The organism is Arthrobacter sp. USHLN218, from assembly GCF_037144715.1.
In the GTDB taxonomy this organism is placed as follows: Bacteria; Actinomycetota; Actinomycetes; order Actinomycetales; family Micrococcaceae; genus Crystallibacter.
On sequence record NZ_JBBCYT010000009.1, the window covers coordinates 13,253 to 36,583 of the forward strand.

19 protein-coding genes and 1 pseudogene are annotated in these 23,331 nt (G+C 68.2%); 10 read left to right on the forward strand and 10 right to left on the reverse strand.

What is annotated here, in order from left to right; translation table 11 throughout:
* Positions 1-66 precede the first annotated feature (66 nt).
* The 4 genes from WFH44_RS18230 to WFH44_RS18245 form a co-directional block, all read right to left on the reverse strand.
* Positions 67-1,707 carry a GMC family oxidoreductase gene (locus WFH44_RS18230; protein ID WP_336715618.1) on the reverse strand — a complete coding sequence of 547 codons (1,641 nt, stop codon included), beginning with the start codon at positions 1,705-1,707 and terminating at the stop codon, positions 67-69.
* Positions 1,708-3,204 carry an aldehyde dehydrogenase family protein gene (locus WFH44_RS18235; protein WP_336715620.1) on the reverse strand — a complete coding sequence of 499 codons (1,497 nt, stop codon included), beginning with the start codon at positions 3,202-3,204 and terminating at the stop codon, positions 1,708-1,710.
* Positions 3,201-5,402, reverse strand: a complete 2,202-nt coding sequence (betT, locus tag WFH44_RS18240; protein WP_336715621.1) for a choline BCCT transporter BetT — start codon at positions 5,400-5,402, stop codon at positions 3,201-3,203. Before betT ends, WFH44_RS18235 begins: the two co-directional genes overlap by 4 nt.
* Positions 5,403-5,841: 439 nt before the next feature.
* A complete protein-coding gene (locus tag WFH44_RS18245; protein WP_336715623.1) occupies positions 5,842-6,426 on the reverse strand; it encodes a TetR/AcrR family transcriptional regulator in 585 nt (194 codons plus the stop codon).
* Between the two features lie 128 nt (positions 6,427-6,554).
* Between WFH44_RS18245 and WFH44_RS18250 the strand changes: the two genes are divergently transcribed.
* The 3 genes and pseudogenes from WFH44_RS18250 to WFH44_RS18260 all read left to right on the forward strand — a co-directional run bounded on the left by WFH44_RS18250 (position 6,555) and on the right by WFH44_RS18260 (position 9,615).
* Positions 6,555-7,178, forward strand: coding sequence for a helix-turn-helix domain-containing protein (locus WFH44_RS18250; protein ID WP_336715625.1), 624 nt, complete (start codon positions 6,555-6,557; stop codon positions 7,176-7,178).
* Between the two features lie 146 nt (positions 7,179-7,324).
* Positions 7,325-8,625 (forward strand): annotated as a pseudogene (locus WFH44_RS18255) (pyridoxal phosphate-dependent decarboxylase family protein).
* A gap of 174 nt (positions 8,626-8,799) precedes the next feature.
* Complete coding sequence (locus tag WFH44_RS18260) at positions 8,800-9,615, forward strand: CPBP family intramembrane glutamic endopeptidase (RefSeq protein ID WP_336715627.1); 816 nt, start codon at positions 8,800-8,802, stop codon at positions 9,613-9,615.
* Positions 9,616-9,685: 70 nt separating this feature from the next.
* Here the strand turns inward: WFH44_RS18260 and WFH44_RS18265 are convergent, their stop codons facing one another.
* Positions 9,686-9,910, reverse strand: coding sequence for a hypothetical protein (locus WFH44_RS18265; RefSeq protein WP_336715629.1), 225 nt, complete (start codon positions 9,908-9,910; stop codon positions 9,686-9,688).
* A 173-nt stretch (positions 9,911-10,083) separates the two neighbouring features.
* Positions 10,084-10,485, reverse strand: coding sequence for a DUF7793 family protein (locus WFH44_RS18270; RefSeq protein ID WP_336715630.1), 402 nt, complete (start codon positions 10,483-10,485; stop codon positions 10,084-10,086).
* A gap of 193 nt (positions 10,486-10,678) precedes the next feature.
* Between WFH44_RS18270 and WFH44_RS18275 the strand changes: the two genes are divergently transcribed.
* The gene (locus WFH44_RS18275; RefSeq protein ID WP_336715632.1) at positions 10,679-11,320 is read left to right on the forward strand and encodes an NADPH-dependent F420 reductase; all 642 of its coding nucleotides are present in this window, start codon (positions 10,679-10,681) and stop codon (positions 11,318-11,320) included.
* 6 nt (positions 11,321-11,326) lie between these two features.
* On the opposite strand, the gene WFH44_RS18280 is transcribed toward WFH44_RS18275, so the two are convergent.
* Positions 11,327-12,313 carry a LacI family DNA-binding transcriptional regulator gene (locus WFH44_RS18280; RefSeq protein ID WP_336715845.1) on the reverse strand — a complete coding sequence of 329 codons (987 nt, stop codon included), beginning with the start codon at positions 12,311-12,313 and terminating at the stop codon, positions 11,327-11,329.
* Positions 12,314-12,521: 208 nt separating this feature from the next.
* Here WFH44_RS18280 and uriH point away from each other — a divergent pair, with 208 nt between their 5' ends.
* The 6 genes from uriH (at position 12,522) to WFH44_RS18310 (ending at position 20,448) form a co-directional block, all read left to right on the forward strand.
* A complete protein-coding gene (uriH, locus tag WFH44_RS18285) occupies positions 12,522-13,601 on the forward strand; it encodes a uridine-preferring nucleoside hydrolase UriH (RefSeq protein WP_336715634.1) in 1,080 nt (359 codons plus the stop codon).
* Positions 13,598-15,058, forward strand: a complete 1,461-nt coding sequence (gene uriT / locus WFH44_RS18290) for a uridine transporter UriT (protein ID WP_336715636.1) — start codon at positions 13,598-13,600, stop codon at positions 15,056-15,058. The genes uriH and uriT overlap by 4 nt, the downstream gene beginning before the upstream one ends.
* Positions 15,055-16,005 (forward strand): ribokinase, encoded by a 951-nt coding sequence (locus WFH44_RS18295; RefSeq protein ID WP_336715637.1) that lies wholly within the window; start codon positions 15,055-15,057, stop codon positions 16,003-16,005. The genes uriT and WFH44_RS18295 overlap by 4 nt, the downstream gene beginning before the upstream one ends.
* A 296-nt stretch (positions 16,006-16,301) precedes the next feature.
* Positions 16,302-17,234, forward strand: a complete 933-nt coding sequence (locus tag WFH44_RS18300; protein WP_336715640.1) for a ketopantoate reductase family protein — start codon at positions 16,302-16,304, stop codon at positions 17,232-17,234.
* Between the two features lie 133 nt (positions 17,235-17,367).
* Positions 17,368-17,994, forward strand: coding sequence for a hypothetical protein (locus WFH44_RS18305; RefSeq protein WP_336715641.1), 627 nt, complete (start codon positions 17,368-17,370; stop codon positions 17,992-17,994).
* Between the two features lie 18 nt (positions 17,995-18,012).
* Entirely contained in the window at positions 18,013-20,448 is a 2,436-nt protein-coding gene (locus tag WFH44_RS18310) for an Ig-like domain-containing protein (protein WP_336715642.1), read from the forward strand.
* 17 nt (positions 20,449-20,465) lie between these two features.
* Here the strand turns inward: WFH44_RS18310 and WFH44_RS18315 are convergent, their stop codons facing one another.
* Genes WFH44_RS18315 through WFH44_RS18325 form a run of 3 tightly spaced genes read right to left on the reverse strand, consistent with a single transcriptional unit; the run spans position 20,466 to position 23,328 of the window.
* Positions 20,466-21,125, reverse strand: a complete 660-nt coding sequence (locus WFH44_RS18315) for a dihydrofolate reductase family protein (RefSeq protein ID WP_336715643.1) — start codon at positions 21,123-21,125, stop codon at positions 20,466-20,468.
* 29 nt (positions 21,126-21,154) lie between these two features.
* The gene (locus WFH44_RS18320; RefSeq protein ID WP_336715644.1) at positions 21,155-22,738 is read right to left on the reverse strand and encodes a 4-hydroxyphenylacetate 3-hydroxylase family protein; all 1,584 of its coding nucleotides are present in this window, start codon (positions 22,736-22,738) and stop codon (positions 21,155-21,157) included.
* Positions 22,735-23,328 carry a flavin reductase family protein gene (locus WFH44_RS18325; RefSeq protein ID WP_336715646.1) on the reverse strand — a complete coding sequence of 198 codons (594 nt, stop codon included), beginning with the start codon at positions 23,326-23,328 and terminating at the stop codon, positions 22,735-22,737. Before WFH44_RS18325 ends, WFH44_RS18320 begins: the two co-directional genes overlap by 4 nt.
* Positions 23,329-23,331 lie beyond the last annotated feature (3 nt).

The window sequence follows — 23,331 nt, forward strand, 5'->3', positions numbered from 1 at the left end:
CGGTTGACCCGATGCGGGGCCCGCCCTGGTGGTCCAGGCAGGCCCCGCGGCTGGCCGCTCCCCGCGTTAGGCGAGGGCCGCGCTCAGTTCGGCGTCCGCCGTCGTTGTTTCACCGGCGCGGGCGGAGCGGATGAGGTCCGCGCAGCGCTCGCCGATCATCATGACGGTGATGTTGGGATTGACGGTGACGTGCTCAGGCATGACCGAGGCGTCCGCGACGCGCAGGCCCGTGACGCCCTTGACCCGCAGCTCGGGATCGAGCGGGGACATGTCGTCTTCGGCCGCGCCCATGCGTACGGTGCCGACGGGGTGGTAGACGGTGTTGTGCGTCTTGCGGATATAGTCCTGCAGCTCCTCGTCGGTCTGCGCCTCGACGCCGGGGGAAAGCTCGCGGCCGGTCCATTCGGCCAGGGCGGGCTGCGCGGCGATTTCGCGGGCCTTGCGGATGCCGGCGACCATGACGCGCATGTCGTGACCCTCGGGGTCGGTGAAGTAGCGCGGGTCGACCATGGGCTTGTCGCGGAAGTCGCGGCTGCGCAGCCGGACGGTGCCGCGGGAGCGGGCGTGCGTGACGTTCGGGGTGAGGCTGAAGCCGTTCTCCGTGGTGGGGTAGCCGTGCCGCAGGGTGTTCATATCGAAAGGCACGGAGCCGTAGTGCATCATCAGGTCGGGTCGGTCCAGGCCGTCCTCGGTGGAAGTGAAGATGCCGATCTCCCACCACTGCGTGGACTCGGCGACCATGGGTTGCTTGGCCTCGAACTGCACCACACCTTCCGGGTGGTCCTGCAGGTGCTCGCCCACGCCGGGGGAGTCGACCAGGACCTCGATGCCGTGCTCGGCGAGGTGCGCGGCGGGGCCGATGCCGGAGAGCATCAGCAGCTTCGGCGTATCGATCGCGCCGGTGGAGAGCACGACTTCATTGCGCGCCGCCAGCCGATGGGTGCGGCCGAAGGCGGAGTCCACGATGTCGACGCCGGTGCAGCGCCTGTCCGCGTCGAACACCAGCTGGCGGGCGCGCAGGCCGGTCAGCAGGGTGAAGTTCTCCCGCTCGACGATCGGGTGGATGTAGGAGACCGAGCTGGAGGAGCGGGTGCCGTCCGCGCGCCGGTTGATCTGGAAGAAGTTGGCGCCGTTGACCACGGTGGTGCCGGTGTTGAACTTCGCGCGCGGGATGCCGGCCTGCTCGCAGGCGTCCAGGAGCGCGACGCCGGTCGGGTCCTTCGGGGGCACGTTCATCAGGTGCACGGGGCCGGAGTCTCCGTGGTGCGGCGCGTCCGCGCCCGCGTCCTCGTTGGTTTCCAGCCGCTTGTACAGCGGCCAGGCCGCCTCGGCGTTCCAGCCGGTGGCGCCGTACTTGGACTCCCACTCGTCCAGGTCCTCGCGCGGGGCCCAGAAGGCGATGCAGGAGTTGTGGCTGGAGCAGCCGCCCATGACCTTCGCGCGGGCGTGGCGCATGAAGGAGTTGCCGTTCTCCTGCGGCTCGATCGGGTAGTCCCAGTCGTAGCCCGATTCCAGCAGTTCCATCCAGCGGTCCAGCTGCAGCACCTCGGGGATGCTGCGGTCGTCCGGGCCGGCCTCGACCAGCGCCACGGTCACGGCGGGATCCTCGCTCAGCCGGGCGGCGACGGCCGCCCCGGCCGATCCGCCGCCTACGACGATGTAGTCGAACTCGCGGTCGCTCAGGTTTTCGATGTTGTCGATGTGCATCTAGTTCTCCTTGCCGTGGTCAGCGAACCAGCCGGTCACCTGCGGGCTGGTGTTCTGGTAGATGTGCTTGGCCTCCTGGTACTCGGCCAGGCCGGTCGGGCCGAGTTCGCGGCCGACGCCGGACTGGCCGAAGCCGCCCCACTCGGCTTGCGGGAGGTAGGGGTGGAAGTCGTTGATCCAGACGGTGCCGTGCCGCAGCCGGCCGGCCACGCGCTGCGCCTTGCCGGCATCCTGCGTCCAGACCGCGCCGGCCAGCCCGTAGTTGGTGTCGTTGGCGGTCGCGACGGCCTCGTCCTCGGTGCGGAAGGTCTCCACCGTGACCACCGGGCCGAAGGCCTCGTCCACGACGACGGACATCCCCCTTTGGACGCGGTCCAGGACGGTCGGCTGGTAGTAGAAACCGCCGTCGTACTTCCCGTCCTCGGGCGCCGCGCCGCCGCAGCGCAGCCGCGCGCCCTCCTGCACCCCGCGCCGGACGTAGGCGTCAACCTTGTCACGGTGCGCCGCGGAAATCAGCGGCCCGGTCTCGGCGGCCTCGTCGAACGGGCCGCCGAGGCGGATGTCCTGCGCCCGGCGGACCAGCTCGTCGACGAAGCGCTCGGCGATCGATTCCTCGACCACCAGCCGCGCGCCGGCGGAGCAGACCTGCCCGGAGTGCACGAACGCACCGTTGAGGGCGTTGTCGACGGCTGCGTCGAAGTCCGCGTCGGCGAACACCACGTTCGGGTTCTTGCCGCCGAGCTCCAGCGCCACCTTCTTCACGGTGCCGGCCGCGGCCGCGGCGATGCGCTTGCCGGTCTCCAGACCGCCGGTGAAGGAGACGAGGTCGACGTCGGGGTGTTCGGAGAGCGGTGCGCCCGCCTCCGCTCCGGCCCCGGTCACCAGGTTGGCGACGCCGTCCGGCAGGCCCAGGTCCTGCAGCAGCTGCATGGTCAGGACCGAGGTGGACGGGGTGAGCTCGGAGGGCTTGAGCACGAAGGTGCAGCCGGCCGCCAGCGCGGGGGCGATCTTCCACGCCGCCTGCAGCAGCGGGTAGTTCCACGGCGTGATCATGCCGCAGACGCCCACCGGCTCGTACACGATCCTGCTAACGACGGCGGGGTCCCCGGCGTCGACCACGCGGCCCGCGTCCTGTCCGGCGAGCCTGCCGAAGTATTCGAAGCAGGCGGCAATGTCGTCCATGTCGATGCGGCTTTCGACGATCCGCTTGCCGGTGTCAAGGGACTCGGCGCGGGCGAACTTCTCGCGGCGCTCGCGCAGTTCCGCGGCGACCTTGAGGAGGAAAGCGCCGCGCTCGGGTGCCGGGACGGAGGCCCAGACGCCGGAGTCGAAGGCGGCCCGGGCCGCGGCGATGGCGCGCTCGGCGTCCTCGCGGCCGGCCTCGGACACGGTGGCGACGAGTTCGCCGTCGGCCGGGTTCCGGATCTCGCGCACCGCGCCTGACGCGGCAGGCTCCCAGGCGCCGTTGATGAACAAGGTGGAGGCGGTATCGGTCAAGGTGTCTCCTTTGCTGGTGCGTCGACGGGTTCGTCGACTGTCTTGTAGTCGGTTTCCCAGTCCGCCTTGGGCGGGACGTTCTCGGCGACGGTGCTGTAGGGCAGCGTGTCGCGGTGCTGGTGCAGGAACTCCAGGTGCACTTCGTAGTGGTCCAGGACGTCGGCGATGACCTCGTCCTTGCTGTAGCCCACGAGGTTGTAGCCATGGCTGCCCTCGAGCGAGAACACCTCGATGCGGTAGTACTTCTCGCAGGCCGCGGTGGACCGTGCGTGCGACGGGACCGCCCGCTGGACCGGGAAGATCTGGTACTTGAAGGTGCGCTCGCCGTCGAGCTCCACGCAGAGGTCCGCGGTGTCGATCCCGAAGGCCTCGACCGTGCTCGTCTCCAGCGTGGCCTTCAGGCCGCGGGCGCAGAGGTCTGCGCGTACCTCATCCAGCGCCGGGACCGCCGTCCCGCGGACGAAGCGCTGGGCCTGCGGCTGACCCGGGAAGTCCACGGCCCGCGCGAGCCGGTGGCGCCAGCCGCGGCGGGGACTGCCCGCCGTGTTGGTGCGCGAATTCAGGACCGAGTGCAGGCCCGCCTGGTAGCTGTCGGCCAGCGCGGTCTCCAGGCGCAGCGCCTTGTAGAGGCCGAGCATGATGAAGACCAGCACCACGGAGAACGGCAGCCCCATGATCACGGTGGCGCTCTGCAACGTGGGCACACCCCCGACCAGCAGCATGCCCAGGGTCAGCAGGCCGGTGGCGACGGACCAGAAGACCCGCAGCCACTTGGGGCCGTCCGAGTCCGCGTCCTTCAGGTGGGAGCTGAAGTTGCTCATGACGAGGGCACCGGAGTCGGCGCTGGTGACGTAGAACAGCAGCCCGGTGAAGGTGGCGATGGCCGCGCTCAGCGGAGCCAGCGGGTACTGCTCCAGCAGTCCGTAGAAGGCGCGCTCCGGATGGCTCATCGCCATCTCGCCGAACTCGGTGTTGCCGCCCATGACCACCTCGAGGGCGCTGTTGCCGAAGATCGAGATCCACAGCAGGATGAACGCGAATGGCACCACGAGCACGCCGAACACGAACTCGCGCAGCGTGCGGCCGCGGGAGATGCGCGCCAGGAACAGTCCGACGAACGGAGCCCAGGCGATCCACCAGGCCCAGAAGAACAGCGTCCAGCCGTTGAGCCACTCGTCCGGCCGGTCGTAGGCGAAGGTATCGAGCGCCATCGACGGGAAGCGGGACAGGGTGTCACCGATGTTGTTCACGATGCCGTCGAAGAGGAAGCGCGTCGACCCGATGACCAGGACGAAGACCATCAGCGCGATCGCCAGGATGACGTTGAGTTCGGACAGCCGGCGGATGCCTTTTTCGACACCGGTGAGCACCGAGACGGTCGCCATCACGACGGCCACCGCGATCAGGGCGATCTGGACGAACGTGTTCTCCGGAATGCCGAACTGGAAGCTCAGGCCGTAGTTGAGCTGCGCGACGCCGATGCCGAGGCTGGTCGCGATGCCGAAGATCGTGCCGAGCAGGGCCGCAATGTCGACGGCGTGGCCCAGCGGCCCGTGGATGCGCTTGCCCAAGATCGGGTACAGGGCGGAGCGGATGCTCAGCGGCAGGTTGTGGCGGAAGGCGAAGTAGCCCAGGGCCAGCCCCATCAGGGCGTAGAGGCCCCAGCCGAGGATGCCGTAGTGGAACAGAGTCCAGACCATGGCCTGCCTGGCGGCTTCGACAGAGGACCCCTCGCCCGTCGGCGGAGCCAGGTACTGCGTCACGGGCTCCGACACCGAGAAGAACATCAGGTCGATGCCGATGCCGGCGGCGAAGAGCATCGACGTCCAGGTGAAGATGTTGAAGGTCGGCCGGGAATGGTCCGGGCCGAGGCGCGTCCTGCCCACCCTGCTCAGTGCCACGAAGACGACGAATGCCAGGACCGCGACGACGATCAGCGAGTACCACCAGCCGAACGTCTCGCCCACCCAGGTCACGGCTGAGCCGATGACCGCGTCCGCGGACTCGCGGTCCAGGATGGCCCAGAGGGCTATGCCGAGGACGCCGGCTGCTGAGCCGATGAAGACGGTTTTGTTGACCCGCGTTCGGGGTTCGGGATCGGGCGCCGGCCCGGGCAAAGGCGGGGCAGTGTCGGGCGCAGGAAGTTCGCTGTTTCCTTCGTCGAGTCGGGGCTCGACTGTTTCGGGCGGAGTGCTCATATCGGTCTCGTACCTCGCATCGATAGCTGGTGCTGGTCGCGGTCTCGCTGATTTCCACAGCCTCATCGGGCTAAGTCCCGACGCTAGCAACGCTGGAAACCGGGACGCCGGCGCGCGCATAGCACATCTAAAAGGTGGTAAACATCACTCGCTTGATGGGGAAGCATCGCTCGTGGGGAGCGTCCCGTGAAAGTAGAATCCTCCGTCCAGCTCAGGGGTGGCAGGAAGCTATCCGTGCTCCTTCGCCTGCCGTGAATCGGCTCATGTAGAGCAGGCTAGTTGAGTTTGAACAAGTGTTCAAGACTAGATTTGAACAGATGTTCAAGATAAATTAAGCCGATCTATGCCCATGGAGGAGCTTCTGAATGACGTGAAATGAGAGCTTCGATCGGCCGGTCCCGGCCGGCGGGAATGATCGAAAATGCGGCGCGACGTGGCGCTACGGGGCGAAGGCGATCTCTTCCGTGCGGCTGATGCTCCGCTCGGTGGATGCACGGTTTAGCCCAAGGAGCGCCGTCAGCCACATGCCGTTTTGGATGACCACAATGTCATCTGCCCGCTTCCTGCATTCGCCAGCTGAAAGATCAGGCCTGGCATCGCCGATCAGCGCGGCGAGCCCGGCGACGTAGCGTTCGAACGCTGCATCATTGATCAGCCCGAAGTCTTCGTTGGCCTGCGCAAGCGCCCACAAATGGAGACGCAGCGACAAATATGGCGTGGTCAGGAGTTCCGGATCGGCTACTCGCCGAAGGGCCTCAAGGAGCCGCTCCTTTGGCGGCATGGCAGGGTCGGGCTTGACCAGGGCAATGTCGTCCTCGTCGACGCGCTTCAAAGCCGCTCGGATCAGGCTTGTCTTGTCCTGGTAGTAGTAATTCACTAGCCCCAAGGCGACGCCGGCTTCGCGTGCCACCGCGCGCATGTTGACGCCGGAGATCCCATGGCGGGACAGCAGGTCCATGGCCGCGTCGAGAATCCGCGTCTGCCTGTCGACCTGTTCGCCGGACTTCACTATGCCTGTATCCACTCGATCAGCCTATTGCCCCGCTGGCGATGGATGAACCCGGGCAAGTCACGTGGGGCCGATCCAGCGTCATTGTGAAGCGCTGTCGATTGACCTTCAGGAACCGTGATTTGTCCACTATAGTGGAGGACATGTCGACATCTTCCGCTGCCGTCGATCCGGCGGTCCTGGGTTCGCGTATCCGTGCGCTGCGCAGTGCGGCAGGCTGGTCCGTGGAGAAGCTGGCAGCGGCGAGCGGTGTGAGCCGCAGCATGGTGTCGGAGGTTGAGCGCGGCGGGCGGGTCCCCACGATCCTGACGCTCGATCGGCTGGCGACGGCGCTGGGCACAAGCGTGGCACGGGTTCTCTCCCCGGAGGACGACGGCGGTGTGCGGCTGCTCCGGCGCGGCGAGCAGTCCGTACTGCGCGAGCGTTCGTGGGAACGCCGAGTGCTGAGCCCGGTGCTGCCTGGGGTGGAGTTCGAGTTCATGCGCACAGTCCTTGCACCCGGAGCGGATGCGGGTACCTACGCTCCGCATGGGGCGGGCAGCCGTGAGTACGTTGCCGTCGAATCGGGCGAACTGACGCTGGCTCTCGATGGGGACCGGCGGGTCCTGGGCGCGGGCGACAGCATCTACTTCCCCGGCGCCTGCTCGCACAGCTTTCGGAACGCGGGGAAAGAACCGTGCGTCTACTACCTGGTGATGGACCTCGGTTCGCACAGCGGCGAAACCGCGGACGCAGTACGGCACACAGATCAGGAAGGAAAGCCATGAAGGATCCGCAGGCACCCGGATGGCGGTGGGACGAGCGGCAAACGGCCGAACTCATGGAACAGGCAGCCGCGCTGTGCGCCGGGATTCTCCGGGAGGCCTCGCGCGGTGCAGTGACCGAAGCTATGCCGGCCGGCCTGGTGGAGGAAATGGCATCCGAACCCGCTCCACGGGCCGGCGCGAAGGCGGAACGCGTGTTTGCCGACATCGCCCGGAACATCGCCCCGTTCCCGTTCGGGAACGGGCATCCCCGGTTCTTCGCCTGGGTCAATTCGCCGCCCCATCCCGTGGGCGTGGCGGCCGCCGCGGTGGCCGCGGCGCTCAACCCCAGTGTTGCCGGCGGCCGGCACAGCGCGGTCCACATTGAGCATGCAGTGCTTCGCTGGTTCCTCGAGTTGCTGGGCTGGTCCCGCCCGGCGTCGCATGGGCTTCTGACCAGCGGCGGCTCGGCGGCGACGCTGACGGCCCTTTCCGCCGCCAGGCACCGGGCCTACGCCGCTGCGGGCCTGGATGACCGGCGGGATGGAACCACCGGCGCACGCCCGGTGGTCTATGCCACGGCGGAAGCGCACTCGTGCGTCATCAAAGCCATCGAGGCGCTGGGTATCGGCAGCCGCAACATCCGCACGGTTCCGGTCGACGAGCACGACCGAATGCGCCCCGGGACCTGGAAAGCATGCTTGAGGCGGATCGGGAAGCAGGCAGGCTGCCAGTGGCGGTGGTCGCCAGCGCCGGTACGGTCAACACCGGGGCCATCGACCCGATCGGTGAAATCGCCGCTATCTGTGCAAAGCAGCAGGTCTGGCTCCACGTCGATGGTGCCTACGGCGGGCCGGCGGCGCTGCTTCTTCCCGAACTGGAGTCAGTGCGGAAGCAGCTCGGGCAGGTCGACAGCCTGGCCCTGGACCCGCACAAGTGGCTGTACACTCCCGTGGACGCGGGAATGGTCTTGTTCCGCGACGCCCGGGCCGCCCGGGAGACTTTCAGCCTTGTGCCCGCCTACCTGCAGAGCCAGCCCTCGCCCGACGAACCGGTCTGGTTCTCCGAGTACGGGCTCGAGCAGACCCGTCCGTTCCGGGCCCTGAAGCTGTGGGCACAATTGCGCCATCTCGGCTTGGACGGCTACCGCGACCTCATCGGGCGGGACATCGAGGTGGCCCGCGCCCTGAGGGCAGCGCTGGAAGCGGCTCCCGACTTCGACGTCCTCGCCCACGGGCTCAGCATCGTCTGCTTCCGGCATGTCCCTGCCGGCCTCGAGGGAAGCGCCTTGGATGAGCACAACCGGAGTCTTGCCGCCGGCCTCCAAAGCAGTGGCGAAGCGTTCATCGCCCCGACCACCGTCGGCGGCGCCACGGCGCTGCGGGCCTGCATCGTCAATCCCCACACCACAACGTCGGATGCCCTCGCGCTGCTGGACCTGATCCGCGAGCAAGCACGCCGGACCACCTGAGGCGGCGCTCCCGCCCGAGGGGAGCGCCGCCGTCGTTGTTTGGATGTTTTACTTCACGGCGTCGAGCTGGATGTAGTTGATGTTGAAGATCCGGAGGGGCCAGGGCGGCGGGGTCACCGCGGCCGATGAGAGGCGCGGACGCCGCGGCCGGGACGGGGCTGGCATGCTGGTGGGGTGACCTCGATTTCGACGGAAGTGCGGACCGCGCTGAGCTGGAAGCTGGTGCCGGCGGTATTGCTGTCGGCCTCCGGCCTGCTGCTGTTCGGATTCGAGAATGACCCGGCGGGCTATGGCCTGCTGGCAGCGAGCCTGGTGGCGGCGGCACTCGTCGATCGGGAATTCATGCGGCATCTGGCGCTCATCGCGGCGGGAATGGTGATCATCAGCCTGGTGCCGCTGAATGCGGACCTGAGCATCGGCCACATGACCCTGATGGGCGGCGCACTGGCCCTGGCGGTGCTGGTGCCGTGGCTGGTCTCGCGGTTCGTGTACCGCGAGAGGATCATCAGGTTTCCGGTGCGAACCGGCCGGAAATGGCCGCTGGCCGCAAAGCTGTACCTGGTCGGCGTGGTGGCGCTCGGCTACTTCATCCTGCCGGCGTACCTGATCAGCACCGGGGTCTACCGGAACTGGCCGGATGCGTCCGATCCCACGATCTTCTGGCGGCTCTTCGTCGGCGTGAACTCCGTGGGCATCTGGGATGAACTCTTCTTCATCTGCACCACGTTCGCGCTGCTGCGGCACCACTTTCCGGACTGGTTGGCCAATCTCCTGCAGGCCGTGGTCTTCTCATCATTCCTGTGGGAGATCGGTTACCAGGCGTGGGGCCCGCTGCTGACGTTTCCGTTCGCGCTGCTGCAGGGCTACACGTTCAAGCTGACGAAGTCGCTGACCTACGTGGTCACGGTGCACCTGATCTTCGACTTCGTGCTGTTCCTCGCGCTGGTGCACGCGCACAACCGTGACTGGCTGCCGATCTTCCTCTATTAAGGGGCCGGCGTGACCGTGGAGCCGCATGAGGCGGACGTGAAGCCGAAGGCTGGGCCGCCGTCGTTGGTGGTCAGGCGGCGGTGACGGCGACCGTTTCGTGGGTGAGGCCGTAGGGGACTTCGTCGCTGAGTTCTACGGTGAACCGGCCGGGGCCGGTCTTGGTGACGAGGACGCCGCTGCGGCCGAGGAGGGCGGCCTCGCGCTGGAACTCTTCCACGACGGCGTTGAGCTCGCTGTGGGCCTGCTCGACGGTGGAGGCGGTGATGTTCTTCTTGGCCAGGGTGGTGGTGCTCATCTTGGTCAACTTTGTTCGGCTGCGGTGGAAGCGCTTGACGACCGACGATTCCTCTCCGTTGACAGGGCGTTCGGACGCAAACTCCAGATAAGTTACCTTGTGCCCTTGCGCATCGACAAGTCCCGTGGTTAAGGCGCAGGTCAGCGCCGGAGATCGACGCGGCCGCGGTCTGCTCAGTCCGCGGCCTGGTCCGGAACGGCGTTCAAATCCTGCATCAGCCACTTCAGGGCCTCCGGGCGGGAGGTGAAGAAGCGGGTGGGGCAGGGCGGGGTGTGGACGCCGAGGAAGAAGTTGGCGATGACGCGGTCGACAGCCGATCGGCCGAGGAGTGCGATGCGGTTGGCGGCGCAGGGGATGGAGAAGACGGCGCGGCCGCCGCGGCTGACGGCCTCCGTGGTGGCCATGTCCACGAGCATGGGGTGCTCGCTGTCACCGCAGAGTTCGTTGACCGCGCGCATGGCAGCGTGGGCGTCGTCCGCCTCGATCCGCACGCCGGCGATCCACTTCAGGTTCAGGATGCCATCGGCCCGGAGTTCCAGGGTGGCTTTGCCGCCTTCGACGGTGAGGGGTTCCATGGTTTCTCCTGGGGACGGCGGGCGCTTGGAAACAACGATAAACCTACGCGCCGCGCCAACGGCAGAGGCGGCGCCGGTCCGGCGCGACGATTAGGCGGCCGATGTGCCCTACCCGTGACGGGGAGGCGGTAATAGCATGCTTGCGTGCTGCCAGCGGGGGCAGCCGCATTGGACCGCCGGAAGGGTTCAGCAGATGGCAGTCATCGACATCATCGGCAGCGGGCACATGGCCCGGGGCATCGCGATCCGGATGCTCAAGGGCAACAACGCCGTGCGGATCCTGGGCCGGAACGGGACCCAGCTGAGGGACCTGGTGGAGTCCCTCGGCCCCGGAGCCAGCGGAGCCTACGCCGGCAATCCGCTGGAGGCCAGGATCGTGGTGCTGGCGGTGCCGCATGGGCAGGCCAAGCCGGTCATCCTCGAATACGCCGACGCTCTGGACGGCAAGATCGTCGTCGATATCAGCAACCCGCTGGACTACACGACCATGGACAGGCTCACCACGGCGCCGGGAAAGTCGGCGGCGGAGGAGGTGGCGGAACTGCTGGGAGGCCGGGCGGAAGTGGTCAAGGCGTTCAACACCACGTTTGCCCGGACGCTGGAGACCGGCATCGTTGCGGGACAGCCGCTGGACGTGCTGATCGCCGGCGACTCCGAGGGCGCCAAGGAGGAGATCAGTGCGCTGGTGGCCGCGGGCGGGATGCGCCCGATCGACGTCGGTCCGCTGCGCCGGGCGCGCGAGCTGGAGGCGATCATGCTCCTGGTGTCCGGTCTGCAGGTCAATCCGGAGCATGTCCACTTCAACTGGGACACCGCGCTGAAGATCCTGCCCTAGCTTGCGTCAGACGGCGGTGAGGTCCGTGGAACCGCGGACGATGAGCGAGCCTTCCAGTGTGAGCTGGGGCTGCTCGAGCTCGCGGCCTTCGATCAGGGCGCGGAGCTGTTCGCCGGCCTTGGCGCCCAGCGGTTCGGCGGGGAGATGGACGCTGGTGAGGCCCGGACTGCTGGTGGCGGAGTAGGGCAGGTCGTCGAAGCCGGCGACGGCGAGTTCCTCGGGGACCCGCAGGCCGGCCACGCGGGCTTCCTGCAGCACGCCGTAGGCGTGCGTGTCCGTGGCGCAGACGACGGCGGTCACCCCGGCCCGCTGCCAGCGCGGCCAGGCGGCGGCGAACGCTTCGGCCGCCGCTCCGACGTCGATGGTGGTGGTCAGGTCCGATTGCTCGACCGCCATGCCGCGCGCGGCGGCCTCATCGAGGAACGCCTCGCGGCGCAGCTCGAAGGTCGCGGTCCCGGTGACGCTGTCCATGTAGGCCACGCGCCGGTGTCCGCCGCCGGCCAGATGCGCGGCGAGCTCGCGGGCGCCGTGGGCGACGTCGAGGTTCACGGACGGGGCGTAGGCCTCCAGCCCGGGAGCATCGAGCAGCACCAGCGGGCCGGTGCTGGAGAGGTCTTCGAGGAATTCGGCGTCGGGGGCGTCCACCAGCAGCCCGGCGGGCCGCAGCGCGAGGATCCGCCGGATGTCGTCCGCGCGGGGGAACTCGCCGGCCTCCGTGACGGAGAGCAGCAGCTGGAAATCGGAGCCGAGGGACTCGCGGACGCCGGCGATGACCTTGGCGAAGAACGGGTTGGAGATGTCCGGGGCGACCAGGACCACGATGGAGCTGACGCCGCGGGCCAGCGAGCTGCCGACGCTGTCCACCACGTAGCCGAGTTCGGCGATCGCCTGCCGGACCCGGGCGACGTTGCCATCCGAGACCCGGCCGCTCGTTTTGCCGTTGGCGACCAGGGAAACCGTGGCGGTGGACACGCCGGCCCGGGCGGCAACCATCGCCGCGGTCACACGCTTCCCGGGCCGATGCTGTTGGGGTCGGGGCGCGGTTTCCATAGGCTCCATCGTAGGCACGTTCGGGTAGAGGGGAAGATCAAACGCTAGCCATATGCTTCGTCAAGCGTTTGACGTAGAAGGGTAGCAGATGCCACACTTCCTCTGATTGAAGTGCCCTGCGCGGCGCGCCCCGATGACGTGGAGAAAACATATGGACGCCACATCCGTCAGCCCAGAACCCCGAAAAATCATCCTCGACTGCGATCCGGGGCACGATGACGCCGTCGCCCTGCTGCTGGCCCACGGCAACCCGAACATCGAACTGCTCGCCGTGACCACCGTCGTCGGCAACCAGACGCTGGAGAAGGTCACCAAGAACGCGCTGGCCGTCGGGACCATCGCCGGCATCACCGGCGTCCCCTTCGCCGCGGGCTGCGACCGCCCGCTGGTGCGCACCATCGAGACCGCCCCGGACATCCATGGCGAGTCCGGCATGGACGGCCCCGCCCAGCCGGAGTCCGCGATCGAGCTGGACCCGCGCCACGCCGTCGACCTCATCATCGACACGGTCATGGCCCACGAGCCCGGCACCGTGACCCTGGTCCCGACCGGCGGCCTGACCAACATCGCGATGGCCGCACGCAAGGAGCCGCGCATCGTGGAGCGGGTCAAGGAAGTTGTCCTGATGGGCGGCGGCTACCACGTCGGCAACTGGAGCGCCGTGGCCGAATTCAACATCATCATCGACCCCGAGGCCGCCCACATCGTCTTCAACGAGAAGTGGCCCGTGGTCATGGTGGGGCTGGACCTCACGCACCAGGCGCTGGCCACCCCGGACGTGGTCGCGCAGATCGAGGCGGTGGGCACCGGCCCGGCCCGCTTCGTCCGCGAGCTGATGGACTTCTTCGCGCAGACCTACAAGGACGCGCAGGGCTTCGACTACCCGCCGGTCCACGACCCGTGCGCCGTGGCCTACGTGATCGACCCGACCGTGATGACCACCCGGCGCGTCCCGGTGAACATCGAGCTGCAGGGCACGCACACGCTGGGCATGACGGTGGCCGACTTCCGCGCCCCGGCGCCGGCGGACTGCCACACGTCAGTTGCGGTGGAGCTGGACCGGGAGAAGTTCTGGAACCTGGTCACCGACGCGCTGGTGCGCATCGGCGAGGTTGTCCCCGGAGCATCCGTTTCCCCGCTGCCTTCGGCGCGCACGGCAAGCAACTCCGGACGTACGACGGCGGCGTCCTCCTCCGCGGCGTCCCTGACCTCCGAGGTGGCGGCGTCATGAGCACCGTCCTGGCCGAAACCAAGACCGCGCGCGGCGGCACGACCGCGCTGATGGTCGCGCTACTGACCGCCTGCGTGGCCTTCCAGCTCAATGCCTCCATGCTCAGCCCGGCGCTGGTCACGATGGGCGAGGAACTGCAGACGGACCAAGCCTCGATCGGCCTGTCGCAGACGTGGTTCTTCACCACCGCCGCGCTGTTCTCCCTGTTCCTGCCCCGGCTCAGCGACGTGGTCGGGCGGAAGCGGATCCTGGTCGGCATGATGCTGCTGACCGCCGCCGGCTCCGTGATCGCGGCGCTGGCCCCGGACATCACCTGGCTTTTCGTGGGCCGCATCATCCAGGGCGTCAGCGGGCCCACCGTGCCGCTCTGCCTGATCATGCTGCGCACCGCCGTCCCCAACCCCAAGGCGTACGGCACCATGATGGGCGTCATCCTGGCCGTCAACGGCGGCGTGGCCGGCGTCGACTCCTTCCTCGGCGGCTACCTGGCCGAGCACCACGGCTTCCGCAGCATCTTCTGGTTCATGGCGGTCCTCGGCGTGATCGCCGCGCTCCTCGTCGCCCGCCTGACCCGCGAAAGCAAGCCGCAGGCCGGCACCACGATGGACTGGGTCGGCGTGTTCTTCATCGTCGTCGCCGTCGGCACCGCGCTCACCGCGCTGAACGAGGCCGCCAAGCTGGTCGGCGCCTTCGACGCCGGCACGCTCGTCCTGGCCCTGGTGCTGCTCGCCGTCTCCGCCGCCGCCTTCGCCGCATTCTGGGCCACCGAGAAGCGCACCAAGCAGCCGATGGTCGAGATCGTCCACCTGCGCCAGCGCGCCACCTGGGCCCCGCTGCTCACCACCGTGCTGACCATGACCGGCATCTTCGCCGTCATCAACGGCATCGTCCCCGCCTACGTGCAGGCCGCGGAGCCCGGCTTCGGCGTCGGCCCAACCGAGATGGCGCTGCTCATCCTGACCCCGTACGCGTTGCTGGGTTGGATCTTCGGCCCGATCAGCGGCCGGCTCGCGCCCGTGTTCGGCTACACCACCGTGCTGCGCGTCGGCATGGTCGGCAGCCTCGTGGCGCTCGGCATTATCGTGCTCTTCGGCCTGGACAGCCTGCCGCTGATGGTCGCCGGCACGGCGCTGCTCGGCATCATGTACGCAGGCACCGCGAACATCATGCTCAACGGGCTCGGCGTGGTCCTCTCGCCCCCGGGCAACCCCGGCTTCCTGCCGGGCATGAATGCCGGCGCCTTCAACCTCGGCGCGGGGCTGAGCTTCCTCGTGCTGCCTGCCGTCCTGGTGGGCACCTCCGCCCTGGGCGAGCGGGGTTCCTACTTCACCGTGGTGATCGTCGGCCTGGTCATCACCGCCGCCGCGTTCGCCGCCTCGCTGCTGATCCCCAAGCCGGTCGAGGCCGAGGTCCACGAAGAGCGCCCCGATTCCGTCGACGCCGAGGTGGGACGGTGACCGCGCCCGGCCGCATCGTCGTCGTCGGTTCCCTGAACGCGGACCTGACGATCTACACCGAACGCCTGCCCAGCCCCGGCGAAACGCTGCAGGGCGAGGGCTTCACCGTGAACCCCGGCGGTAAGAGCGCCAACCAGGCCGTGGCCGCGGGTCGGCTGGGCGGCGACGTCAGCCTCATCGGCGCCGTCGGCCGGGACAGCAACGGCGACATGCTGCTGGCCTCCGCGGCCGCCGCCGGCGTGGACGTCTCCCGGGTCCGCCGCGCCGCTGACGTGGAGACCGGCGTCGCCGTCGTGACCGTGGACGCGCACGGCGAGAACAGCATCGTCATCTCCGCCGGCGCCAACGGCACGGTGGTTCCCGCGGACATTGCAGCGGCCAAGGACGTGTTTGACGGCGCCGCGGCGGTCTGCCTCTGCCTGGAAGTTGCGCTGGAGAGCGTGGAGGCGGCGGCCAGGGCCGGGAACGACGCCGGCGCCACCGTCCTGCTCAACCTCTCGCCATACGCTCCGGTTCCGGAGGGCCTGGCCGCGGCGGCCGACGTGCTGCTGGTCAACGCCCACGAGGCCTCGCAGTTCCTGGGCGGCGCGGACATCCCAGGGCCCGAGGCGGACGCCGCCGAGTGGGAACCGGTGCGGCTGAAGTTCGCCGAGCACCGGCTGGACCGGGCCGTCGTCACGCTTGGCGCGCACGGCTCCGTGGTGCTGGACTCGCTGGCCGAAGATGGCAGCCGGATCACGCCCATCGCCCCCACCAAGGTCGACGCCGTCGACACCACCGGAGCCGGCGACGCCTTCACCGGAGCCCTCGCCGCCCGCCTCGCCGCGGGGGAGACCCTCGCCGAAGCCGCCGCCTTCGCCTCCGTCGCCGCCGCCCTGGCCACCACCAAGAAGGGAACCCAGGCCGCCTACCCGAGCCTCGAGGACGTGCAGGCCCGGCTCGCCTGACCACGCGCGCCGTCGGACGAGCCGGCGCGTGGTCCCTTGTCCAACTTCCCGGATTTTGCCGCCGCCTCTGGTAAACCTGCTGGTCAGAGAGATGCTTGAAGCCTAAAGCTGGGAAGGAACGGCTAAGCGAGGGAAGTTCAGCCGCGGCTACGGCCCCAACGCGGACAACACGCCGCGCGCGCCCGCCCGGCCGGCGTCACCGTCGGATCGGTCGCACGGGATGTTGCCGGGAGCCGCCGGATAGTGCTTGGGTGGTCTGCAGGAAGCGGAGTCCGGTGTGTCTGGCGGGTGGGGAAATGAGAATACTGGTTGCGGGTGCGGGAGCCACGGGCGGCTATTTCGGCGGCAGGCTGGTGCAGGCCGGCCGGGACGTGACCTACCTGGTCCGGCCACGGCGCGCCGCCGAACTGCGCGGCGGGCTGAGGCTCCGCGGGCCGCAGGAGGAACAGACCATTCCGGTCAGGACGGTCACCGCGGATGAGCTCGATTCCCCGTTCGACCTGGTGATCGTCGCGGTCAAGGCCGGCGCCCTGGAGACGGTCGCGGAGCAGATGGCCCCAGCGGTCGGGCCGGACACCATGATCATGCCGTTCCTGAACGGCATGTCGCACCTCGAGATGCTGACCGCCCGCTATGGCCGGGACCGCGTGCTAGGCGGGCTGGTGAAGGTTGTCGCCACAGTGGCCGAAGACGGCAGCGTCCGGCAGATGAACCCGCTGGCCACCATGTCGATCGGCGAACAGTCGGGGGAGCGCACGGCACGGGTCGAGGAGCTGTTCCGAGAGCTGGACGTTCCCGGCTACAAGCTCACCCTGGCCGACGACATCATGGCGGCGATGTGGCACAAGTGGGTCTTCATTGCCGCCGCCGGGACCATCACCTGCCTCACGCGCGGTCCGGTAGGCGACATTGTGGCGTGTGACGGCGGCGAAGACTTTGTCCTGGCGGCGATTGCGGAGGCCGAGGCAGTGGCGGCCGCGGCCGGACATCCGGTGCCGGAAAAGGAGCACGGGCTGAGCGTGCGGATGCTGACCGAGCCTGGCTCGTCCTTCACCTCCTCGCTGTACCGGGACGTCACCGCGGGCCTGCCGCACGAGGGCGAGCACATCCTGGGGCAGCTGGCGGCCCGGGCGGACGCGCTGGGCGTCGACGTTCCGCTGACGCGGCTGGCCCTGCTCCAGCTCCGCGTCCATGATCGGGTGGAATCCCGCAGTGCAGGCGCCGTTTAGGGCACCGAGGGGTTGATTAACCCATTAACCACTCATAGCGTGGCACCTAACCGCATGGAGGCTGCCCCACGTCGGTGGCCTCGTGCGGCGGAGGTAGAAGTTTTCCGCTCACTCGCACACAGAGGTCTCACTCATGAAAACTCCTTCAGCACGCGCACGTAAGATCGCTGCCTTCGGCGCCGCGCCGGTCGCCGTCCTGGTCTCGGGGGCCATGGTCTGGCAGGCGTCCCAGGCGGCTTTTACGACCACCACCCGGAACTCCGGTAACTCCTGGAGCACCGGCTCGGTCTTCCTGACCGATGACGATAGCGGCGCCGCCGCCTTCACCGTGGAGAACATGGTGCCCGGGCAGACGGGCCAGAAGTGCATCGTGGTCACGTCCAACTCGGATGTGCCGGGCACCGTCCGGCCCTATACGCAGAACCTGGTTGCCTCCAAGGGCCTGGAGGACCGCATCCAGTTCGACCTGGAGATGGGCACCGGCGGCTCGTTCAACGACTGCGCCGGGTTCACGCCCACCGCCAACGACATTCCGGAACAGTCGCTGGCCTCGCTCGCGGGCGCCAACCGGGACTTCGACACGGGCGGCTCCGCCTGGGAGACCGAGGGCGATCCGGGCGAAGCCATGACCTACCGCGGAACGTGGCGCTTCGACACCACCGGCATGTCGCAGGACGAGATCAACGCCCTGCAGGGCGCCCGGGTCAGTATCGACCTGGTCTGGGAGCTGCAGTCCGATGAATCGCCGACGCAGCCGTAAGCCGGTTCCGTCGGTGCCGTGACCCGGCGGCTGCCCGGCGGCGCCCTGGGTCCTCTCTTTTCCCGGGACGGCTGGCCGCTGTTCATCGCGTCCACGCTCTCGCGGTTGTATCTGGGCATCGCCCTGAGCCTGGTGCTCATCGGCCTGCTGCCGGCGCTGTTCGGCTGGCAGACCAGCGTGGTCCAGAGCGGGTCGATGGAGCCGCACGTCAGCGCCGGGGACGCGGTGGTGTCCGCGCCCTTCGGCGACGATGACCCGGTTCCCCTTGGCGGCGTGGTCGAATTCGCCAGCCAGGCGGCCGACCCGGACGGCGGCCCGATCACGAAGCTGCACCGGATCGTCGCCGACAATGAGGACGGGACGTGGGCGACGGCCGGCGACGCCAACAAGGACCTCGACAGCGCCCCGCTCCAACGCGGGCAGATCACCGGGCATGCGCGGCTGCTGGTGCCGATGATCGGCCTGCCCGCGCTGTGGCTGGCCAACGGCAACCTCGCGGTCCTCGCGCTCTGGGCTGCGGCCACCGTCCTGGCGGTGCTGGCCGCCGTCCATGGACTGCAGCCCGCCGAGCCGGCGCCTTCGCGCGGCGCGCATGCGAGACCGCCATCCGCAAACCAAGCCAGAGCAACGGTACGGGTACGACGGCGGGTGCGCACCGCCGTCGTGCTGGTGCTGTCCGCCGTGCTTGCGTTGCTGCTTTTTTGCCTGCAGACCTTCTCGGCCGCAGCCTTCACCTCGACCACGTCCAGTCAGCGGAACACCTTCGCCACCTCCAGTGACTGGGCGCCGCCGACGGTCAGGCTCGTTGAGCCGGGCGCGTCCCTCAAAGACACGGCCACGATCAGGGCGGACGCCGCCGACGGGGAGACCGGCATCCGCGACGTGGTGATCCAGTACCTGCCGGCCGGGGAATCCGCCTGGACCACGCTGTGCACCGCGACCACCGCCCCGTACACCTGTGCATGGAACACCCGGACGGTGCCGGACGGCTCCTACAGCCTCCGCGCGACCGCCGCGGACAGGGCCGGGCATTCAACGACGTCGGAATCCGCAGACGTGATTGTCGCGAACAACCTGCTCGTGGTCCTGGGCGATCCGGGGGAGACGGTGCGGGGGACGGCCGGCCTCGCCCCCAGGCTCTACAACACCGGGACGACGACGTATGCCGTCCGCGTGGAGTATTCCCTGGCCGGGGCCAACAAATGGAGCAACCTCTGCACCAACCTCGTTGCTCCCTACAGCTGCAGCTGGAACACGACCGCCTACACCAACGACTTCTACGACCTGCGTGCCGCCGCCACGGCCGGCGGGACAACGACGTACTCCGCCCTAGTCACGGACGTCGTGGTGGACAACCTGGCCCCGACCGTGGCCATGACTGACCCGGGCACGCCGCTGAGCGGCACCCGGACCTTCGCCGCCAGCGCCTCCGACGCCCATTCCGGGGTCGCCCAGGTGGTGATCCAGTACGCCCGGACCGGCACGTCGACCTGGACCACCCTCTGCACGGTGGCGGACGCCCCGTACTCCTGCCGGTTCGACACGCGCTCGCTGCCCGACGGCAGCTACGGTTTCCGCGCCGTCGCCACGGATGCCGCCGGAAACACGACCACCTCGGGCGCTACTGCCAGCCGGGTCGTGGACAACACCATTTCCTCCGTCTCTTTGGAAGACCCGGGAGCCTACCTGACGGGCACGGTTCCCCTGACCGCCACCGCGAACTCCACGAGCGGCATCAGCAATGTCAGGATCCAGTCCGCGCCGGCCGGCACCGCCACCTGGACCACTCTCTGCACCGTGGCCGCCGCGCCCTTCACCTGCAACTGGAATACGAGCACGGCCGCGGACGGGTCCTATGACCTGCGGGCCGTCCTCACGGACAGCAGCGGGAAGGTGACAACCTCGGCCACGGTGTCGTCCCGCCAAGTGGACAACAGTCCGCTGCGCGGCATCGACGTCCAGACCGCCAACGGCTCCGCCACCCGCGGCAGGCTGCAGGCCGGGGACAGCATCAGCTACACCTACAGCGAACAGATCAATCCGGCGAGCGTCACGCCAGGCTGGACCGGCGCGCCGCTGGCGGTCACCCTGCGGCTGCGCGACGGCAACCTGCTCGGCCTGGGGAACTCCGGCGACACCGTCGACATCCTCAGGTCAGGCAACACCGCCATCAACCTCGGAGCGGTGAACCTGCGGCAGAACTACATCAAGAGCCGCAAGACGGCGACGTTCAACGCCACCATGACCGCTTCCACGGTCACCGTCAGCGGCACCCAGCGCACGATCATCACCATCACCGCCGGCTCCGCGCTGACCGGCAGCAGCAGCCTGCGCACCGTGAGCGGAGCGGCGGCCATGCTGTGGACTCCGAGCGCGGCGGTCACGGGCGTGTCCGGCAAGCAATCGTCGACGGCGCCGGTCACCGAAACCGGCACCGCCGACGTCGAATTCTGAAATTATGTTCCGGAGCCCTAAGGGGTGGGACGGCGACTGAAGACCAGGTGGAGTACTCCCTGCGGAGACGGGGTCGCCTCGATGTCGAAGCGCTGCTCGAGTCCTTCGAGTCCGTCCCAGAGCCGTTCGCCCCGGCCCAGGACGATCGGCACGAGGACGATGTGCATATGGTCGATCAGGTCTGCCTCGAGGAACTGTCGAACCGTGCCGACGCCGCCGCCGATCCGGACATCGAGGTCGCCGGCCAGGGCACGGGCCTGCTTGAGCGCGGAGACGGGATCGGCGTCGACAAAATGGAAGGTTGTTCCGCCGTCCATCTCGAGTACCGGCCGAGGATGGTGGGTCAGAACGATGACCGGTGTATGGAAGACCGGGTTATCGCCCCACCAGCCCTTCCATTCCTCGTCCTCCCAGGGGCCGCGTTGCGGCCCGAACTTGTTGCGCCCCATGATCTCCACGCCGATCCCGGGTCCCCACTGGCTGGCGAACGCCTCGTCGACGCCGAGGGACCCCGCCGACTCCCCGTGGATTCCCATTTCGCGGAAGGTGCGCGTCTCGAAGGCCCACTCCATCAACCGCGTGCCAGCGTGACCGAACGGAGCGTCGAGCTGCTGGCCCTCGCCGGTGCCGAAGCCGTCGAGGGAGATCGAGAAATTGTGCACGCGGACTAGCGACATGTCATCTCCTGAGGTGGTCGGGCGAGGGTCTATTTGCGGTTGAGGAAGACGCTGACGTCGTCATTGTTAATCAGGTCCGGAACGGTCCAGCCGTCGAGGTCGTACTCGCTCATGCACTGCTCGGCGAAGCCGCCCATCATGTCCGTGATGCCCTCGGCCTGGGCCGCAAAGAGGATCTCGGCTTTGACGTTCTCGTGGTTGCCGGAGTAGTTGCGCTCGTAGAGCTCATGCCGGCCGCCGAACTCCGTGCCGACGGCGTCCCAGAGCAGCTTCATCAGCTTGACCCGGTCCACGGCCTGGATCCCGCCGGAACCGCGGACGTACTTGTCCAGATAGGGCCGGATTTCCGCCGTCTTGAAATCCAGTGCGGAGGAGTTGAGGTAGATCAGCCCCGAGGAGACATCCTGTTCAATGATCTCCTTGATCCTGGGATAGCCGATGGCCATGAACATCCGGTAGGTCAGTCCGTAGTCGAGCTTGGGCAGGATGGTGCCGTTGGGGCCCTCGTCCGGATTGGCCGCCATGGCGTCGGCGAGGGCGTAGAACATGTTGCGCCAGCCGATGACTTCGCCGGCCCGCGACTGCACGCCGCGGAAGTCCTGGGTGCCGGCGATTTCCAGGGCCTTGAGCAGCAGGCCGGCGATGAAGTCCAGCTTCACGGCGAGCCGGATGACGCCCTGGTAGGTGAACCGGTTGAGGAAGCCGGTCTGCGGGAAGAAGTTGTTGATCTTGTCGATGTCGCCGTAGCAGAAGATGTTCTCCCACGGGATGAGGACCTTGTCGAAGACGAAGACCGAGTCGTTCTCGTCGAGGCGGGAGGAGAGCGGGTAGTCGAAGGGCGTGCCCATCACGGCGGCCTGGTGGGAGTACGACGCGCGGGAAATCAGTTTTACCCCGGGCGCATCCATGGGCACGGTGCAGATCAGCGCGAATTCCTTCTTCTTGATCGGCAGCCCGTAGTGGGCGATGAAGTTGTAGTTGGTGATGGCCGAGCCGGTCGCCACGACTTTGGCGCCCGAGACGATGACGCCGGAATCGGTTTCCTGCTCGACCTTCATGAAGACGTCGCCGACCTGGTCCGGCGGGAGGTTGCGGTCCACCGGCGGGTTGATGATCGCGTGGTTCCAGTAGAGGACCTTCTCCTGCGACTCCTTGTACCAGCGCAGGGCGTTCTCCTGGTAGGGCTCGTAGAAGTCCGGCATCCCGCCCAAGGTTCCCAGGAAGGCCGCCTTGTAGTCCGGGGAGCGGCCGAGCCAGCCGTAGGTCATGCGGGCCCAGGTCTCGATGGCGACCCGGTCCTGCCTGAGGTCTTCCACGCTGCGGGCCGCCTTGAAGAACGGGTGGGTCATGCCGCCGGAGCCCGTGTCGGTGGGCACCAGCAGTTTGCCGGCCAATTCAGGGTTGTGGAAGCCGTCGTAGAGCCGCGCGACCATCCGGATCGAGTTGCGGAAGGCCGGGTGCGTGGTGACGTCCTTGACCCGTTCGCCGTAGATCCAGACTTCCCGGTCGTCCTTGAGCGAGTTGATGTATTCGTCGCCGGTCATCGGCTTGGAGCTGTCCGCCGGCATGGTGCGTGCACTGGTGTCCGGCTTCTTGTCGACGGTGTCAGTCATCGGTCGGGTCCTTTCGGAAGTCGTGCAGACGTGAGTGGTTTGAAGGCGTCGGCGCCGGAGAACCAGCCGGCCTCCAGCGAGTCGCCCGAGTGGTGCCACGGACTGGGTCCGGACAGCGGGCCGATCTCGCGGAACTTGCCGCCGAAGAACAGCAGCGGCTCCCGCTCGGTGATCTCCAGTTTGCGGACTTGCCCGACGACGATGACGTGGTCGCCGCCGTCGTAAATCTTCCACGGCAGGCACTCAAGGGTCGCCGCGTTCCCGATGAGTACGGGAACGTCGCCGTCGAGCCGCCACTCGGGCGGCCTGGGAAGCGGTCTGCCGGCGAAGTGCCAGGCCGAGTCGAGCTGATCCTGGGCGAGGATGTTGATCGTGAACGGGGCGTCCTCCAGGTACTGGGCCGCTTTGGAGCTGCGCGTCAGCGTGACCTGGGCCAGCGGGGGATCCAGCGAGACCGCGGTGAACGCGTTCACGGTGGCGCCGTGCGGGGTTCCGTCCTTGGCGCGGCAGGTCACCACGGTGACACCGGTGGCGAAGCGCCCGAAGGTGTTCCGCAGTTCCCGCGGGTCGATGGAGGGCTGGTCGTCCACGGC

Excerpts from the sequence above, each read along its gene's own strand:
- WFH44_RS18230 (WP_336715618.1), bottom strand. The coding sequence starts at position 1,707 with ATGCACATCGACAACATCGAAAACCTGAGCGACCGCGAGTTCGACTAC.
- betT (WP_336715621.1), bottom strand. The coding sequence starts at position 5,402 with ATGAGCACTCCGCCCGAAACAGTCGAGCCCCGACTCGACGAAGGAAAC.
- WFH44_RS18250 (WP_336715625.1), top strand. The coding sequence starts at position 6,555 with ATGTCGACATCTTCCGCTGCCGTCGATCCGGCGGTCCTGGGTTCGCGT.
- WFH44_RS18265 (WP_336715629.1), bottom strand. The coding sequence starts at position 9,910 with ATGAGCACCACCACCCTGGCCAAGAAGAACATCACCGCCTCCACCGTC.
- WFH44_RS18270 (WP_336715630.1), bottom strand. The coding sequence starts at position 10,485 with ATGGAACCCCTCACCGTCGAAGGCGGCAAAGCCACCCTGGAACTCCGG.
- WFH44_RS18275 (WP_336715632.1), top strand. The coding sequence starts at position 10,679 with ATGGCAGTCATCGACATCATCGGCAGCGGGCACATGGCCCGGGGCATC.
- WFH44_RS18280 (WP_336715845.1), bottom strand. The coding sequence starts at position 12,313 with ATGGTTGCCGCCCGGGCCGGCGTGTCCACCGCCACGGTTTCCCTGGTC.
- uriH (WP_336715634.1), top strand. The coding sequence starts at position 12,522 with ATGGACGCCACATCCGTCAGCCCAGAACCCCGAAAAATCATCCTCGAC.
- uriT (WP_336715636.1), top strand. The coding sequence starts at position 13,598 with ATGAGCACCGTCCTGGCCGAAACCAAGACCGCGCGCGGCGGCACGACC.
- WFH44_RS18300 (WP_336715640.1), top strand. The coding sequence starts at position 16,302 with ATGAGAATACTGGTTGCGGGTGCGGGAGCCACGGGCGGCTATTTCGGC.
- WFH44_RS18305 (WP_336715641.1), top strand. The coding sequence starts at position 17,368 with ATGAAAACTCCTTCAGCACGCGCACGTAAGATCGCTGCCTTCGGCGCC.
- WFH44_RS18315 (WP_336715643.1), bottom strand. The coding sequence starts at position 21,125 with ATGTCGCTAGTCCGCGTGCACAATTTCTCGATCTCCCTCGACGGCTTC.
- WFH44_RS18320 (WP_336715644.1), bottom strand. The coding sequence starts at position 22,738 with ATGACTGACACCGTCGACAAGAAGCCGGACACCAGTGCACGCACCATG.